We start from the raw sequence: 15,059 nt of genomic DNA, 5'->3' as shown, positions 1-15,059 counted from the left end.
TTATGCCTGCGCCAGGGCTTCGTTGAGCGCCCGCTCCAGCTCGCCTTTGTAGCGCAGGTAGAGAATGCTCGAACCCAGACCGTCGGCGAGCAAGCCGGATAGGTCCAGGTCGGTGATGTAGCAACGGTAGCGCTCGGTCTCGCGGCGCTGTCCGATGATTTCGCGGGCGACCACGGCATACAGCTGGTCGCCATGCTCAAGCTCGGAAAACTCCCGCTGATTGCAGTACAAGGTGACCTGCACGTCATCGCTGGCGCCTGCCTGCAGAATCGCCTGCACTTCGTAGTACGGCGTGTCGATGGCGGAGATCGCAACCTGTCGCGCTTCCACCTGACGGACCTTGCCAGTGCCTGATGGCAACAACTGGTAATAAAGAATATCCAGAGAGCCCTGGGCCTGCAGGCTGTCCAGCGGCAGGCGGGCTTCGCGGCGAAACACGATCGACTGCAGGAAGCGCTGCAGCGGTAGCAACAGGCTGTTTTCATCATGAAACGGTAGGCGTTGTTGCCATAGCGCGTTGTGCTCATCCAGTACATAGACATCCGCCCAGGCATCCTGCACCCGGTAGAACAGCTGGATGCACTGCGGCTGGCCCAAGGGCAGGATCTGGGCCAGGTCCAGCTCCTGCAGGGCGTTGGCGTCCAGGTGCAGCGGGCTGTAGTCGCTGCGTTCTTCGCTGAGGTAACGCAACACGGCGTCCTGATCGTCAAGCGTGACCAGGTTCACCGCCCCGGCCTGCAACTCCAGTACATGAGTGTGTTGCTGAACCTGCAGCAGATAGCGATGGTTGAGGTTCTGCGCCAGCAGCGTCTGGGCGCTGGTGAATACTTCCTCTACCCGCTGGGCTATAGCCTGGGCGCGGTTATGGCAGAAGCAACGTACGCGCAATCTGGGCAGGTGGGTGGCGCCGAGATTGCCGAGGTAATCTCGCAGGCAGCGTAGCAAGGCATGTTCGCCGTCGTAGCGGTGTACCTGGACCTCGTTCCAGCTGTTGAGGGTGACCTGGTCCAGGGTCAGCACCAGGTTTTCGCGTACCCCGGCATAGCTCAGTGAGTCGGTGCGCTCGGTGGTCATCAGGATGTTCAGGTCGCGATGGTGACGCAGCGGATCGACGCCGACGTTGACCAGCAAGAGAATTTCATCAGCCTCGCTTGGCTGCAGCAGGCGTTGTTCGCTGACCACCGGCAAGGGCAGGGCGACGCTCTGTTGCAGGCTGCCGAGCAGGTTGAACAGCTCGTACTCGCTCAGGTCGCTGCTACCCGGGTGCAAGGCCAGGCGCGTGCTGCTGTCGATCACGCCGTTGCGATGGGCCCAGGTCAGCAGCTCAAGCAATTCGCGGCAGCGTTTGATCGGGGCGAAATGCTCCCACTCGTGTACGCCTAGATTGCCGTTGTACAGGCCCCAGTGGAGTTGCCCGGGCTCTTTGCGGTTGGGCGACTGGACCAGGGTCAGGGTGCCTTCGGCGAGGTCCGGGGCGATCCCCGGGTTGATGAATTCAACTTTGCCGGCGCGGCGCTCGAAGGCCGCATACAGGCGTCGGCCAAGGACGCTGAGGTCGCGTTGGTCGATGCGGCTGGTGGCGTTCTGGCTACGGGCGAACTGGCACAGGAAGCGGTAGCTGTAGTTGAGCTCGGCCACCAGCTCGCGGCGCTCGACCTCGACCTGGCGCACCTTCCACTGGCTGCGGCTGTCGAGCAGGGACAGCTGGCGTTCGTCCCAGCCCCATTCCTGGCTCAGCCGCTGCAGCAGGTCGCGTTGCCAGCTGGCGCTGCGTTGGCGGGCCAGGCCGCTGAGCTTCTTGTTTACTTTCAGGTACAGGCTGCGGCGCACCAGTTCCAGGCGCTGGCGTTCGCCGCGCCCTAGCAGGTACTGCTCGATGCGCCGGTAAACCATCATGTACGGGTCGAGCTCGTCGAGGTCGAGGCGATTGGCGAACACTGCCTGTTTGAACTGCAGGCTCAGGCACTGCACCTGCGGGTGTTCGCTGGCATAGACCTCGGTCAGCAGCAGCTTGAGCACCGACTTGTACGGCGACTCGATGCCCTTGAACAGTTGCCAGAGCCCGGCGCCGACGAATTCGCCGGGCGGGATATGCGCCAGATGGCCGAGGTCGAGGTGCTCCTCGGCGCGCACGAAGCGCTTGGACAGCAGGGTTTCGATGTAGCGGTGATAGCGCGGTTCTTCGTAGACCGGCACCAGCCACCACAAAGGTGTACGTCCGGCGAGCCAGATGGCGGTGCGGTAGAACTCGTCGAGCAGCAGGTAGTGCTGGGTGGTGCCGCAGTCGTCGGAGCTCAGTTGGCCGTCGCGTTCGCCTTTGGCGAAGCTCTCCGGCTCGATCAGGAACAGGTGGGCTTCGGCACCCTGACTGGCGGCCCAGCTTTCCAGGAGCTGGCACTTTTTGCGTAGCTCCTCCCGTTCGCTGTCATTGAGGTCGGCGGCGTGGCAGACCCAGACGTCCATGTCGCTCTGCTCGGCCTGGGCCAGGGTGCCCAGGCTGCCCATCAGGAACAGGCCGTGGATCGGCTGGGGCGGGTTGCCGCGGCGCGCCTTGTAGGCGAACGAGCGGGTCAGGCGCTGGGCTTCGGCCAACAGCTGGGCATCGGGTTCGAAATTGGCGACCCCCGCCGGTGTAGCGCCGGACACATAGCCGGGCAACAGCGGATGATTGACGTGGAAGAACAGCGGCAGCAGGGTCATGACCTGCTGTTGGCGGCTCGACAGTCCGTCCATGGCCCGCTCCAGGCGCCCCCGATTGAGCGTCAGGAAGCGTTGGCGCAGCTGGCTGAGCACCTTGCGGTCAATGCCCTGATCAAGGTCGGGGCGGATTTCGTGGGGGTGGTTCATCGCGGGCTACAACCGGCCGTCTGGGGGAAGCTGTGGCGAGTTTAAGTGTTAATTTAATTTTGACGCCATTTTATTAGCGCTCAATGCATCGCGGGGCAAGCCCGCTCCCACAGGTGGTGATTAACCCTGTAGGAGCGGGCTTGCCCCGCGATGATCATTGTTCTCAGGCAGGCTGGGCGACGTTCAGGATGGTCAGCAGCTGCTGCGCGTGCTCGGCAGCATCATGCCCCAGACTGGTCAGATAACCGCCATCAGGCTGGTCGGTCAGTTGCTTGTCGTACAGGCGTTGAGCTGCAGCGATGAGTTCTTTGGAGGCAGTGTTATGGACCTTGATGCCTTCCTGGCTGCTATCCAGGTTGAACAGGGCAAGGACTTCCAGCTCGGCAATCAGTTCGGGGGTAAACGACATAGAGACTCCGACTTCCAGACAAGGAGGGCAGCACCGTCGCCGGTGCCTGGTTTTGCAGTGTAGTCAGGGAAATCCTGCTTTGCTTCAGTCCTTTTCCGGCGGCAGCTCGGGCAGGGCGCGCAAAGCGGTTTCATACCATTCGGTGTTGAACGCACGGTCTTCTTCGAGCATCGCGTCGATCTCGTGGGCCAGCACATGGGCCATGAGGTTGAGGATGTCTTCGCGCTCGTAACCCACCAGGGTCAGCTTGTTGAACGTGGCTTTGGCCGCTGGCGGGTTGTCGCTTTCAATCTGGTTTTCGATCGCTTCGATCAGGGTCGACTCGGCGAACTCTTCTTCGTCGCTGTCGATGTCGGTTGGCTCGCTCATGGGCGATCTCCTCTGAAGGGGCACCCAGTTTGCCATGAGCCAAGCGTCAATGCCCGGCTATCGACAATCTCCATGATGCTGGTCAGTACCCGGTCATGGGTCTATAACAATCCGGCCAACCCCTTTACGGCCTGGAGGCTGTTTTCATGCTTAAGCTTTATGGATTTGCCGTCAGCAACTACTACAACATGGTCAAGCTGGCGCTGCTGGAAAAGGGTGTACCGTTTGAAGAAGTGCCGTTTTTCGGCGGCCAGAGCCCCGAAGCACTGCAGAAAAGCCCGCGCGGCAAGGTGCCGACGCTGGAGACCGAGCACGGTTTTCTCAGTGAAACCAACCTGATCCTCGATTACATCGAGCGGACCCAGGCGGGTAAGGCGCTGTTGCCTGAAGGGGTTTTCGCTCAGGCCAAGGTGCACGAACTGGCCAAGGAGATCGAGCTGTACATCGAGTTGCCTGCCCGCGCCTGCTACCCCGAAGCCTTCTTCGGCGCCCAGGTCGACCCGGCCATCAAGGACAAGGCCAAAGCCGAGCTGCTGGCAGGTATTGCCACCCTCAAGCGCAACGGCAAATTCAGCCCGTATGTCGCTGGCGACAGCCTGACCATCGCCGACGTGATGTTCTGCTTCAGCGTCGATCTGGCTTATGCGGTGGGCAAAAAGATCTTCGGTATCGATGTGCTGGAAGACTTCCCGCAAGCACGCGAGCTGCTTGAACGTTTCAAGAACAATCCGAATGTGCAGAAAATCGCGGCTGACAAGGAGGCGCAGATGCCGGCGTTCCTTGAAATGGTGCGCGGCGGCAAGCGCTGACAGCGGATGCAGCAGGCTCGCGGCAGGACGCCGGCGAGCCTGTGCGCAGGGCTTAGCGGCTGGCCAGCAACGCCTTGCCGCGGGCTGCGGCGGCGCGTACTTGCGCCGGGGCGGTACCGCCGATGTGGTCCCGGGCGTTGACCGAACCTTCGAGGGTCAGCACGGCGAACACGTCCTGTTCGATCTGGTCGCTGAACTGGCGCAGTTCCTCCAGGCTCATCTCGGCCAGGTCCTTGCCGGTATCGACACCGTACTTGACCGCGTGGCCGACGATTTCGTGGCAATCACGGAACGGCAGGCCACGGCGTACCAGGTAGTCGGCCAGGTCGGTCGCGGTGGAGAAGCCACGCAGGGCGGCTTCACGCATGATCGCGTGGCGCGGCTTGATCGCCGGGATCATGTCGGCAAAGGCACGCAGCGAATCGCGCAGGGTGTCGGCGGCGTCGAACAGCGGCTCTTTGTCTTCCTGGTTGTCCTTGTTGTAGGCCAGCGGCTGGCCTTTCATCAGGGTCAGCAGGCCGGTCAGGGCGCCGAACACACGGCCGGTCTTGCCGCGAACCAGCTCCGGAACGTCCGGGTTCTTTTTCTGCGGCATGATCGAGCTGCCGGTGCAGAAGCGGTCAGGCAGGTCGATGAACTGGAACTGGGCGCTGGTCCACAGCACCAGCTCTTCGGAGAAGCGCGACAGGTGCATCATCGCCACGCTGGCCGCGGCGCAGAATTCAATCGCGAAGTCGCGGTCGGAGACGCCGTCCAGCGAGTTGCCGCCTACGGCTTCGAAGCCCAGCAGCTGGCAGGTCAGTTCGCGATCGATCGGGTAGGTGGTGCCCGCCAGCGCGGCGCTGCCCAGGGGCATGCGGTTGGTGCGCTTGCGGCAGTCGACCAGACGCTCGTAGTCGCGGCTGAGCATCTCGAACCAGGCCAGCAGGTGGTGGCCGAAGGTCACTGGCTGGGCGGTCTGCAGGTGGGTGAAGCCGGGCATGATGGTTTCGGCTTCGCGCTCGGCCTGCTCCAGCAGGCCCTGCTGCAGGCGGGTGATCTCGGCCAGGATCAGATCGATTTCGTCACGCAGCCACAGGCGGATGTCGGTGGCGACCTGGTCGTTGCGGCTGCGGCCGGTGTGGAGCTTTTTACCGGTGATGCCGATGCGGTCGGTCAGGCGTGCTTCGATGTTCATGTGCACGTCTTCAAGGTCGACGCGCCAGTCGAAGTTGCCGGCCTCGATTTCAGCCTGGATGGTTTTCAGGCCATCGATGATGGTGTCGCGCTCGGCGTCTGTGAGCACGCCGACCTTCGCCAGCATGGTGGCGTGGGCGATCGAACCCATGATGTCGTGGCGGTACAGGCGCTGGTCAAAATTGACGGAGGCGGTGAAGCGGGCGACGAAGGCGTCGACGGGCTCACTGAAGCGGCCGCCCCAGGACTGATTGGTCTTGTCGGTGCTCATGGATTCACTCGTTGAAGGCGTGAACGGAAAAGTGGCGTCGATGATAACAGGGTTGAGGCGCGTGCCGCAGGACGGCGGTCGGGGCAAATGCGTGATTATGTCGCGGCAAAGGCAGGCGACAGGGCGTTCGCAACAGGATATTTATCGAATGAACGGCAGCGTTCCGGCAACCGTCTACAGTTGGACAGAGGCTCGGCATGTTTCATGCTGAGCCAGTGAATCTTTAGCCATCGTGCGAGTCTGAGCGTGGATCGCCGTGACGGTCGTCACCTCACCCGTCTACGCTACCCTTGTGCGAGACTCACGCAGGAATCCAGCGCAATATGAATGTCCTGATCGTTGATGACGAACCCCAAGCCCGGGAACGCCTGAGCCGACTGCTTGGCGAACTGGGGGGCTATACAGTGCTGGAGCCCAGCGCCACCAATGGCGAAGAGGCTCTGGCCCTTATTGACAGCCTCAAACCCGAGGTGGTCCTGCTCGACATCCGCATGCCGGGTCTGGACGGTCTCCAGGTCGCTGCCCGCTTGTGTGAGCGCGAAGCTCCGCCTGCCGTGGTGTTCTGTGCGGCGGATGGCGAATTCACCGTAGAATCCTTCAAGGAGAGCACGCTTGGTTATGTGCTCAAGCCGGTGACCGCCGATGCCTTGCGTGAGGCGTTGCGCAAGGCCGAGCGCCCCAGCCGGGTGCAACTGGCGGCGCTGACGCGTCCGGCAGCCGAGAGCGGCAGTGGCCCGCGCAGCCATATCAGCGCGCGGACCCGCAAAGGCATCGAGCTGATTCCTCTGGACCAGGTGATTTACTTTATCGCCGATCACAAGTACGTGACCTTGCGCCATGAGTCCGGCGAAGTGCTCCTGGATGAGCCACTCAAGGCACTGGAAGACGAGTTTGGTGATCGTTTTGTGCGTATTCACCGCAATGCCCTGGTGGCCCGCAACCGCATCGAGCGTTTGCAGCGCACGCCGCTGGGGCATTTTCAGCTGTTTCTCAAAGGCCTCAATGGCGATGCGCTGATTGTCAGCCGCCGGCATGTGGCGGGCGTGCGCAAGATGATGCAGCACCTCTAGGCCGGGATTGGAGAATATTCCTACCAGGGATGGTTAATTTCTCCTGTGACATAGATCTGCAAGCGGGTCTGAATGAACTGTTATCATCCGTTACATCTATCTTTGTACGGATCGATCCATGTCCACTCGCGAAATCCGCATTGCCACGCGTAAAAGTGCCCTTGCCCTGTGGCAGGCCGAATACGTCAAAGCCCGTCTGGAGCAGGCCCACCCTGGTCTGCTGGTAACCTTGGTGCCTATGGTCAGTCGCGGCGACAAGCTGCTCGACTCGCCGTTGTCGAAGATCGGTGGCAAGGGCCTGTTCGTCAAAGAACTGGAAACCGCGTTGCTGGAAAACCAGGCCGACATCGCCGTGCACTCGATGAAAGACGTGCCGATGGACTTCCCCGAGGGGCTGGGCCTGTATTGCATCTGTGAGCGCGAAGACCCGCGTGACGCCTTTGTTTCCAATACCTTCAAGAGCCTCGATGAGCTGCCTGCCGGCAGTATCGTCGGCACCTCCAGCCTGCGTCGTCAGGCCCAGCTGCTGAGCCGTCGCCCAGACCTCGAGATCCGTTTTCTGCGCGGCAACGTCAACACCCGTCTGGCCAAGCTCGACGCCGGCGAGTACGACGCGATTATCCTCGCTGCCGCCGGCCTGATTCGTCTCGGCTTTGAAGATCGCATCACCTCCGGCATCAGTGTCGATGACAGCCTGCCTGCCGGTGGCCAGGGCGCGGTGGGTATCGAATGCCGTAGCGCCGACCGCGAAATCCATGCATTGCTGGCGCCTTTGCACCATCAGGACACGGCTGACCGCGTGACTGCCGAGCGAGCGCTGAACAAGCACCTCAATGGCGGCTGCCAGGTGCCGATCGCCTGTTACGCCGTGCTGGAGGGCGACCAGCTGTGGCTGCGCGGCCTGGTCGGCGAACCGAGCGGTGGCAAGCTGCTGACCGCTCAGGCCCGTGCGCCGCGTGGCGATGCTGAGGCCCTGGGCGTTCAGGTTGCCGAAGACCTGCTCAAGCAAGGCGCCGAAGACATCCTCAAAGCCGTGTATGGCGAGGCCGGTCACCCGTGAACGGCTGGCGCCTGCTCCTGACCCGGCCGGCGGAAGAATGCACCGCGCTGGCACAGGTGCTGGCTGAGCAAGGGGTTGCCAGCAGCAGTCTACCGCTGCTGGAGATTGAGGCGGTGAGCCTGGATGAGTCCCAGCTCGGCCTGCTGCGCGCGTTTGATCGCTACGCTGCGATTATCGTGGTCAGCAAGCCGGCTGCACGCCTGGGGCTGGCAGAACTGTCCCGCTATTGGCCGCGGTTGCCTCAGTCAGCCTGGTTTACCGTGGGGGCTGCGTCTGCGCAGATTCTTCAGGACCAGGGCTGCCAGGTCAGCTTCCCACCGGCTGGCGATGACAGCGAAGCACTCCTGCAGCTGCCCGCGTTGCACCAGGCGATTGCCGGCCCGGCACCGCGGGTGCTGATCATGCGTGGCGAAGGCGGGCGCGAATTGCTCGCCGAGCGTCTCACCGAGCAAGGTGCTAGTGTCGATTATCTGCAACTCTACCGCCGCTACCTGCCGGCCTACCCGGACGGCGCGTTATCCGCGCGAGTTGCCGAGGAACGCCTGAACGGCCTGGTGGTCAGCAGTGGGCAGGGTTTTGAACACTTGCGGCAACTGGCCGGGGAAAAGTGGCCGCAGTTGGCGCAGCTGCCGCTGTTCGTGCCCAGCCCGCGTGTTGCCGCGCAAGCCCGGGAAGCCGGGGCACAGAATGTAGTGGACTGTCGCGGTGCCAGCGCCGCGGCGTTGTTGGCAGTCGTGCAGCAAATGCCTGCACCTGCCCTCTGAAGCGCTAAGCTGATTGGCGACGAGCCCAATGCAAAGGATGGATACGTGAGCGAAACTGTCTTGCCCAACGATGACTTGCAATCGACGCCTGACGCGTCTGAACCCTCCACCACCCCGCCGGCCAAACGTTCGGGCAACGGCCTGGCAATCCTGGCCTTGCTGCTCGGTGCTGCGGGCGTTGCCGTTGGCGGTTGGGGGGTATGGCAGGTGCGCCAGCTCCAGGGCGCCGAACAAGGCCAGGGCCAGTACCTGCAAGCCTTGAGCGAAAAGACCCAGGCGCTGCAATTGCGTGAGCAGCAGATGTCGGCGCAACTGGCGGGTTTGCCTGCGGCAACCGAACTTGAAGACCGCCGTCGCCTGGTGGCGCAGCTGCAGGGCGATCAGCAGCGCCTGAGCCAGCGCCTGGAAAGTATTCTGGGTGCCAGCCGCAAAGACTGGCGCCTGGCCGAAGCCGAGCACTTGCTGCGTCTGGCCAGTCTGCGCTTGTCGGCCCTGCAGGACATCGTCAGTGCCCGCGCCCTGGTCCAGGGTGCCGATGACATTCTGCGCGAGCAGAGCGACCCGGGTGCCTTCGCCGCCCGTGAGCAGCTGGCGAAAAGCCTGGCCACCCTCAGCAGCGTCCAGCAACCGGACCGTACCGGCTTGTTCCTGAAGCTGGCGGCCCAGCGTGAACTGGTACAGCAACTCAGTGCGGTGTCGCCTGAATTCAACAGCGATGCCAATGCCCTGGGCGCCTTGACCGCCGATGGCGATGGCGCCAGTCGCTGGTCGCAGTGGTGGGCGGAGCTGTCCAAGTACTTCCAGATTGATTTCAACGCTGACGAAAATGTTCGTCCATTACTTGCCGGGCAGTCGCTCAATCAACTGCGTCTGGCGCTCAGCCTGACCATCGAACAGGCCCAGTGGGCTGCGCTCAATGGCGAAGCCAAGGTGTATACCCAGGCCCTGGACGATGCGCGCAGCGTTCTGCTGGCCAACTTCAATCCGGACAACCCGCAAAGCAAGGCAATGCTCGACAGCCTCAATGCCCTGGCCGAAGAGCCGGTATCGGTGGTGGTCCCGGATCTGGCCGACAGCCTCAGTGCGGTTCAAGCCTACCTCGAGCGCCGGCACTTGCCGGCCGAGGAGGGCAAACCATGAAGCGCGTCTACCTGTTGGCGGTGGTGGCCATTGCGGCCGCTGCCGCACTCGGGATCGCGATCGCCAAGCACAGCGGTTATGTGCTGATTTCCTACGGCAGCTTTCGCTATCAATCCGGGCTCTGGGCGGCACTGGCCGTGTTGGCCGGCATCATTCTCGCCGTGCTGCTGGTGCGCTATCTGGTCGGCCTGGTGCTGACCTCCAGCGGTGTGGTCAATCCCTGGTCGCGCCGCAACCGCAGTCGTCGTACCCGTCTGGCCATCGAGCAGGGCCAGCTGGACCTTGCCGAGGGTCGCTGGGCCAGCGCTCAGCGCCACCTGCAACGCGCCGCCGAAGCGGAGCGTCAACCGCTGCTGTACTACCTGGGCGCTGCACGCGCCGCGAACGAACTGGGGCGTACCGAGGACCGTGACAACCTGCTCGAACGCGCCCTGGAGCGCCAGCCGCAAGCGGAGCTGGCGATTGCCTTGAGCCACGCTCAGCTGCAGATGGATCACGGTGAGAGCGATGCGGCTCTGGTCACCCTGCAGGCCATGCAAGAGCGTCATCCGCATAACGCCCAGGTGCTGCGCTTGTTGCAGCGGCTGTACCGTGAGCGCGGTGACTGGTCGGCGCTGATCCGGTTGTTGCCTGAGTTACGCAAGGACAAGGTCCTGCCCGCCGCTGAACTGGCGGAGCTGGAGCGACGCGCCTGGGGCGAGAACCTCAGCCTGGCCGCCAGCCGTGAAGGTGAGGAGCAAAGTGCCCGTCAGTCTCTGGAACGGGCCTGGCAGCAGCTGACTACCGCCCAGCGTCAGGAGCCGCAACTGGTGTTGGCCTATGCCGAGCAGTTGCGTCAGTTGGGGGCGGAGAGCGAGGCGGAAGAGGTGCTGCGCACAGCACTCAAGCGCCAGTATGAGAGCCACCTGGCGCGGCTCTACGGCCTGGTGCGCGGCACTGATCTGGCGCGCCAGCTGCAGACCGCCGAAGGCTGGTTGAAGCAGCACGGCGATGACCCTGGCCTGTTGCTCACCCTGGGGCGGTTGAGCCTGCAGAACCGCTTGTGGGGCAAGGCGCGTGACTACCTGGAAAGCAGCTTGCGCCTGCAACGCAATCCCGAGGCCTGTGCCGAACTGGCACGCCTGCTGGCCGGGCTGGGTGATACCGAGCGCAGCAACCAGCTGTTCCAGGAGGGGCTGGGCCTGCTGGACGAACGCCTGCTGGCGCTGCCCTTGCCAGAAGCTGTTCGAGCTTGAGCTACCCTTGGGCTTGCGCTAAACCGCAAGCCCAAGCCTTCGACGAAAACGCCTACAAATCCCTACGCCCTCGTCCGACAATAGCTGAATATATTTCTAGCTTGTTTCGCGACCATTCCCTTTGTAGTCAACGACTTATCCTATTTGTCGCGCCTTGAAACAAGATGCGGCAATCCTCTACCGTTGAAGTCTGCCCATCTCGATTGCGGAACTACCATGCCGTTGGCTCGCTTGCGTTCAATGTTCCTTCCGGCCTTGCTGGCCTCGGTACTGATGCTGGCTGCTGCGTTCTATCTTGAATGGGGCATGGCGCTGGAACCGTGTCCGCTGTGCTACAGCCAGCGGCTGTTTCTGGGGGGCTTTGCACTGGTCTGCCTGTGTGCGGTGGTGCACGCTCCCGGGCGCCTTGGGGCGCGCCTTTATGCGGCGCTGGCGCTGTTCTTCGCCACGGGTGGAGCGCTGCTCGCAGCCAGGCATGTGTGGTTGCAAGGCACGCCGCTGGCGAACATGGGGTGCCAGCCATCGATGAGCTATTTCTTCGAAAGCCTGCCCCTGAGCCAGTCGCTCAAAATCATGGTGCTCGGCAGCCCTGAATGCACGCCCATCAACTGGAGTTTTCTCGACTTGACGGTCCCCGAGTGGAGCTTGCTGTCGTTTGTACTGTTGGCCGCACTGCTGCTTTTGCGCCTGTGTGCGCACAAGCGTTCGCTCATCAGCCACCCGGCAAAAAACTGAAGCAATCGATTGCAGATGCAAACGACCGGCGGCAGCTTCAGAAAGTATTAAACACTTGTATGAACTTTGTCGTCTGCGTACCTTGAAGCCAAGGGCGCACGGGAATAATCTCCCTGCACGCATACCGAAAACACAGCTGCTCGATGCCGTCTGCTGATTTCACCATTGCTGCGCACACTTGCGAGCGGGGGCAGGCGCATTACCCAGAAGGGAAGAGATCGCCATGCTAGATAGTTGTCAGAATGCTCAGGAACGCTGGGGTGGGGTTCACAAGCTCATTGACCGCTGGTTGGATGAGCGTGCAGAGCTGGTAACGGCCTTTCGTGAGTTGCGCGATGCCAGGCCGGCATTCGCCGACAAGGACAAGAGCCGGGACTTCTGTGCGGTGCTGATCGATTATGTGTCAGCCTGGCATTTCGAAGTGAGCGAGCAACTGGTCAGCGAAGCCAAGGCTTTTGGCGATACGCGAGGCCTGGAGCTGGCGAAGCAGATCAGCCCCCGAATCGATGCGACCACCGAAATTGCCTCGGCTTTCAACGATCATTGCGACAAGGGTGACTGCAACGACCCTGAGCGCTTTGCGAAGAAATTGACCGAACTCGGCAGCCTGCTGCATGAGCGCTTCGAACTCGAAGACTGCCTGATCGAAGTACTGCACAACGCGCACAGCGAAGAGGGCGCGGTACAGGCCTGATGGGTGTGCCGACTTCAGTCGGCGACCCCAAGCAGCTCGATCTCGAACACCAGTGGCGTATAGGGCGCAATAAGGTCGCCCGCGCCTTCGGCGCCATATGCCTGGGCTGAAGGAATCACCAGACGCCACTTGGACCCTGTCGCCATCTCCGGCAATGCTACTTGCCACCCTTCGATCACACTGTCCAGATTGAACCATTGCGCTTGCTGGTTCTGATCGAAGACAGTGCCGTCTGGCAACTTGCCGACATAGCGAACCTGGACTTTGCCCTTTGCGCCGGGTTTGGCACCGCTGCCTTTGACCAGTTCTGTCACCAGAATGCCTGCGGCTAATTCGCGCACGCCTGCGCGGGCCCGCTCATTGGCCATGAAGCGTTTTTCTGCGCCCAGTAACTGTTCACTTTGCGCATGTAGCGCTGCTTCGTTGGCGCGGGTTTCATGTTCGCCGAGTACTACCGCCATGCGCTCTTTGCTCAGGGCCAGCGGCTTGTTCTGATAGGCCTGGCGTAACCCCTCAAGCAAGGCTTCCAGTTGCAGGTCGGGAACTTCTGTACGCAGCCGTTCCCCAAGGCTTGCGCCCAGGCTGTAGGCCAGGTCGTGATCATTTGTCGTGGTTTCGGCGGGCGCTGCCAAGAGCGCTGCCGGCAATAGAAAAACAGCTAACACTAGATAGCGCGACACTGGCGTACTCCTGCTTCAGCGGAAGTAAAGTATGCCAGCCTTGCTCTGCGACTTCGTGCAAATATCAGCAACACGTTGCGAAGCATCTACACTTGTTCCCAGCTGCAGCGATAAGAACTTTGCCCAGGCATGCAACGCGGCGCCTTCGATACTGTCAACATGCCCTAGCGGCGGTAGCAGCAGAAGCATAGTATGAGCCGCACTCTCGTCAGCCAGGAGGTAAACCATGTCGGCCAATAAGAAGCCAGTAAGTACGCCGTTGCACCTGCTCCAGCAACTCTCGGGCAGCCTGCTCGATCATTTGGAAAATGCCTGCTCGCAAGCGCTGGCTGATGCTGAAAAACTGCTCGCCAAGTTGGAAAAACAACGCGGCAAGGCACAAGAAAAACTGCACAAATCTCGTCTCAAATTGCAAGACGCAGCCAAGTCCGGAAAAGCCAAGGCACAGGCCAAAGCCAAGTCGGCAGCGGCTGAACTGGAAGAGCTGCTCGACTCGCTGAAAGAGCGCCAGTCGCAGACTCGCACCTACATTCTGCAGCTCAAGCGCGATGCCCAGGAAAGCCTGAAACTGGCCCAGGGTGTTGGCAAGGTCAAGGAAGCGGCTGCCAAGGCGCTGACTCAGCGCGAGGCAAAACCTGCTGCTGCCGCGGCCAAGCCGGCCGCCAAGGCACCGGTAAAAGCTGCGAGCAAGCCTGCCGCCAAACCTGCGGTCAAAGCCGCTGCCAAGCCAGCAGCAAAAGCACCTGCACGCACCGCTGCTGCCAAACCAGCCGCCAAGCCTGCTGCAGTAAAAGCACCCGCTAAACCTGCGGCCAAAACTGCCGCAGCTAAACCTGCTGCGGCGAAAGCGCCTGCCAAACCTGCAGCGGCAAAACCGGCAGCCAGGCCTGCAACCAGAGCGGCGGCAAAACCTGCGACCAGAACCGCTGCTGCAAAACCTGCCGCCAAGCCAGCGGCTAAACCTGCAGCTGCCAAACCCGCAGTGAAAGCAGCGGCCAAACCAGCAGCCAAGCCTGTTGCGGCGAAAGCACCTGCCAGGCCTGCGGCCAAACCGGCAGCGGCGAAAGCACCCGCCAAGCCAGCAGCGGCCAAGCCTGTTGCCGCGAAAACAGCGGCCAAACCTGCGGCCCGTCCTGCTGCAAAAGCACCTGCCAAACCGGCCGCACAGCCTGTTGCCGCCAAGCCTGCCAGCGCACCTGCGCCAGCAGCTTCCGCACCCGCTCCTGCGGTCAGTGCACCGGCGAGCAGCGCACCGACTGCACCTGCATCCTCGGTAACGCCAACTCAGACGCCATCGTCGGCATCCTGAGTCGACTGCATCACGGCGCGCAGCGTATGCAGCGCGTCGTGATGCACACCACCGTCCAATGACGTCAGGCATTGCAGCCAATCGATGTCAGCTTCGGGTGTTGCTGCCCAGCCCTCACAGGCCTCCTGCAAGCGCTCCAGCACAATGCGCTCTGCCTTCAGTTCCAGTCCCTTCACGTGCTCGCGCAAATTCGCCAGCTGCGGATCCTGCATGGCCGCATTGCGCCATTGCTGACGCAAACTGCGTAGCGGTTTGACCACGTTGTTCTGCCAGGTCTCGGCCACTTCCCGTAATGCTTGCAGACGTTGCTCGTTCGGCATCACGCCACGCGTGTCGAGCCAGGCCGCGCACAGCAGCAGGCAGACGTCGCCGCCTTGATCCTGCCATTGCAGGCAGGCTGCCTCGACACCTGGGCGGGCGTAAAGATTCAGGGCAAAATTCCACAGGTCGGTGTGCATGGTCCCACTCGCGCCAGTTGCCGACGAAGCTGG

15 protein-coding genes and 1 pseudogene are annotated in these 15,059 nt (G+C 62.1%); 10 read left to right on the top strand and 6 right to left on the bottom strand.

Annotated features, from left to right (window positions below; genetic code table 11):
• From ACVI9W_RS11390 to ACVI9W_RS11380, 3 genes are all read right to left on the bottom strand, one after another.
• A complete protein-coding gene (locus ACVI9W_RS11390) occupies positions 1-2,847 on the bottom strand; it encodes a class I adenylate cyclase (protein WP_461530035.1) in 2,847 nt (948 codons plus the stop codon).
• Positions 2,848-3,010: 163 nt separating this feature from the next.
• Entirely contained in the window at positions 3,011-3,256 is a 246-nt protein-coding gene (locus tag ACVI9W_RS11385; RefSeq protein WP_038615787.1) for a TIGR02647 family protein, read from the bottom strand.
• Positions 3,257-3,340: 84 nt separating this feature from the next.
• Positions 3,341-3,625, bottom strand: a complete 285-nt coding sequence (locus ACVI9W_RS11380; protein ID WP_038615784.1) for a hypothetical protein — start codon at positions 3,623-3,625, stop codon at positions 3,341-3,343.
• A 146-nt stretch (positions 3,626-3,771) separates the two neighbouring features.
• Here ACVI9W_RS11380 and ACVI9W_RS11375 point away from each other — a divergent pair, with 146 nt between their 5' ends.
• Positions 3,772-4,434, top strand: coding sequence for a glutathione S-transferase family protein (locus ACVI9W_RS11375; protein ID WP_038615782.1), 663 nt, complete (start codon positions 3,772-3,774; stop codon positions 4,432-4,434).
• A 52-nt stretch (positions 4,435-4,486) separates the two neighbouring features.
• Here ACVI9W_RS11375 and argH read toward each other — a convergent pair whose 3' ends face one another.
• A complete protein-coding gene (gene argH, locus ACVI9W_RS11370; protein WP_038615780.1) occupies positions 4,487-5,881 on the bottom strand; it encodes an argininosuccinate lyase in 1,395 nt (464 codons plus the stop codon).
• Between the two features lie 219 nt (positions 5,882-6,100).
• On the opposite strand from argH, the pseudogene ACVI9W_RS11365 reads away from it, so the two are divergent.
• From ACVI9W_RS11365 to rsd, 8 genes and pseudogenes are all read left to right on the top strand, one after another.
• Positions 6,101-6,208 (top strand): annotated as a pseudogene (locus tag ACVI9W_RS11365) (sensor histidine kinase); the annotation flags it as partial.
• Entirely contained in the window at positions 6,205-6,951 is a 747-nt protein-coding gene (locus ACVI9W_RS11360) for a LytR/AlgR family response regulator transcription factor (RefSeq protein WP_038615778.1), read from the top strand. The pseudogene ACVI9W_RS11365 and the gene ACVI9W_RS11360, both read left to right, overlap by 4 nt.
• A 118-nt stretch (positions 6,952-7,069) precedes the next feature.
• Complete coding sequence (gene hemC / locus ACVI9W_RS11355; protein WP_038615777.1) at positions 7,070-8,011, top strand: hydroxymethylbilane synthase; 942 nt, start codon at positions 7,070-7,072, stop codon at positions 8,009-8,011.
• Positions 8,008-8,775: a uroporphyrinogen-III synthase gene (locus ACVI9W_RS11350; RefSeq protein ID WP_461530034.1), complete on the top strand. Its 768-nt coding sequence runs from the start codon at positions 8,008-8,010 to the stop codon at positions 8,773-8,775. The genes hemC and ACVI9W_RS11350 overlap by 4 nt, the downstream gene beginning before the upstream one ends.
• Before the next feature lie 45 nt (positions 8,776-8,820).
• On the top strand, positions 8,821-9,915 hold the full coding sequence (locus tag ACVI9W_RS11345; RefSeq protein ID WP_038615772.1) for a uroporphyrinogen-III C-methyltransferase: 1,095 nt from the start codon (positions 8,821-8,823) through the stop codon (positions 9,913-9,915).
• Positions 9,912-11,150 carry a heme biosynthesis protein HemY gene (locus ACVI9W_RS11340; protein ID WP_422415835.1) on the top strand — a complete coding sequence of 413 codons (1,239 nt, stop codon included), beginning with the start codon at positions 9,912-9,914 and terminating at the stop codon, positions 11,148-11,150. Before ACVI9W_RS11345 ends, ACVI9W_RS11340 begins: the two co-directional genes overlap by 4 nt.
• 216 nt (positions 11,151-11,366) lie before the next feature.
• A complete protein-coding gene (locus tag ACVI9W_RS11335; RefSeq protein ID WP_038615768.1) occupies positions 11,367-11,885 on the top strand; it encodes a disulfide bond formation protein B in 519 nt (172 codons plus the stop codon).
• Between the two features lie 223 nt (positions 11,886-12,108).
• Positions 12,109-12,579: a sigma D regulator gene (rsd, locus tag ACVI9W_RS11330; RefSeq protein WP_157194633.1), complete on the top strand. Its 471-nt coding sequence runs from the start codon at positions 12,109-12,111 to the stop codon at positions 12,577-12,579.
• Positions 12,580-12,593: 14 nt separating this feature from the next.
• Here rsd and ACVI9W_RS11325 read toward each other — a convergent pair whose 3' ends face one another.
• Positions 12,594-13,259: an FKBP-type peptidyl-prolyl cis-trans isomerase gene (locus tag ACVI9W_RS11325; protein WP_461530033.1), complete on the bottom strand. Its 666-nt coding sequence runs from the start codon at positions 13,257-13,259 to the stop codon at positions 12,594-12,596.
• A gap of 226 nt (positions 13,260-13,485) precedes the next feature.
• Between ACVI9W_RS11325 and ACVI9W_RS11320 the strand changes: the two genes are divergently transcribed.
• A complete protein-coding gene (locus ACVI9W_RS11320; RefSeq protein ID WP_461530032.1) occupies positions 13,486-14,568 on the top strand; it encodes an AlgP family protein in 1,083 nt (360 codons plus the stop codon).
• Here the strand turns inward: ACVI9W_RS11320 and ACVI9W_RS11315 are convergent.
• Complete coding sequence (locus ACVI9W_RS11315) at positions 14,544-15,026, bottom strand: TIGR02444 family protein (protein ID WP_422415840.1); 483 nt, start codon at positions 15,024-15,026, stop codon at positions 14,544-14,546. The genes ACVI9W_RS11320 and ACVI9W_RS11315 overlap by 25 nt on opposite strands.
• Positions 15,027-15,059: the final 33 nt, after the last annotated feature.

The sequence above is a fragment of the Pseudomonas sp. 210_17 TE3656 genome (genome assembly GCF_054821965.1).
The sequence above is the reverse complement of the archived record's forward strand: the minus strand, read 5'-3'. Positions and strand labels throughout refer to the sequence as shown.

What these genes read in the sequence shown, in the direction of transcription:
- ACVI9W_RS11390 (WP_461530035.1), bottom strand. Translation starts at nt 2,847, where the DNA reads ATGAACCACCCCCACGAAATCCGCCCCGACCTTGATCAGGGCATTGAC.
- ACVI9W_RS11335 (WP_038615768.1), top strand. Translation starts at nt 11,367, where the DNA reads ATGCCGTTGGCTCGCTTGCGTTCAATGTTCCTTCCGGCCTTGCTGGCC.
- ACVI9W_RS11320 (WP_461530032.1), top strand. Translation starts at nt 13,486, where the DNA reads ATGTCGGCCAATAAGAAGCCAGTAAGTACGCCGTTGCACCTGCTCCAG.
- ACVI9W_RS11360 (WP_038615778.1), top strand. Translation starts at nt 6,205, where the DNA reads ATGAATGTCCTGATCGTTGATGACGAACCCCAAGCCCGGGAACGCCTG.
- ACVI9W_RS11380 (WP_038615784.1), bottom strand. Translation starts at nt 3,625, where the DNA reads ATGAGCGAGCCAACCGACATCGACAGCGACGAAGAAGAGTTCGCCGAG.
- ACVI9W_RS11385 (WP_038615787.1), bottom strand. Translation starts at nt 3,256, where the DNA reads ATGTCGTTTACCCCCGAACTGATTGCCGAGCTGGAAGTCCTTGCCCTG.
- hemC (WP_038615777.1), top strand. Translation starts at nt 7,070, where the DNA reads ATGTCCACTCGCGAAATCCGCATTGCCACGCGTAAAAGTGCCCTTGCC.
- ACVI9W_RS11315 (WP_422415840.1), bottom strand. Translation starts at nt 15,026, where the DNA reads ATGCACACCGACCTGTGGAATTTTGCCCTGAATCTTTACGCCCGCCCA.
- rsd (WP_157194633.1), top strand. Translation starts at nt 12,109, where the DNA reads ATGCTAGATAGTTGTCAGAATGCTCAGGAACGCTGGGGTGGGGTTCAC.
- ACVI9W_RS11340 (WP_422415835.1), top strand. Translation starts at nt 9,912, where the DNA reads ATGAAGCGCGTCTACCTGTTGGCGGTGGTGGCCATTGCGGCCGCTGCC.
- argH (WP_038615780.1), bottom strand. Translation starts at nt 5,881, where the DNA reads ATGAGCACCGACAAGACCAATCAGTCCTGGGGCGGCCGCTTCAGTGAG.
- ACVI9W_RS11375 (WP_038615782.1), top strand. Translation starts at nt 3,772, where the DNA reads ATGCTTAAGCTTTATGGATTTGCCGTCAGCAACTACTACAACATGGTC.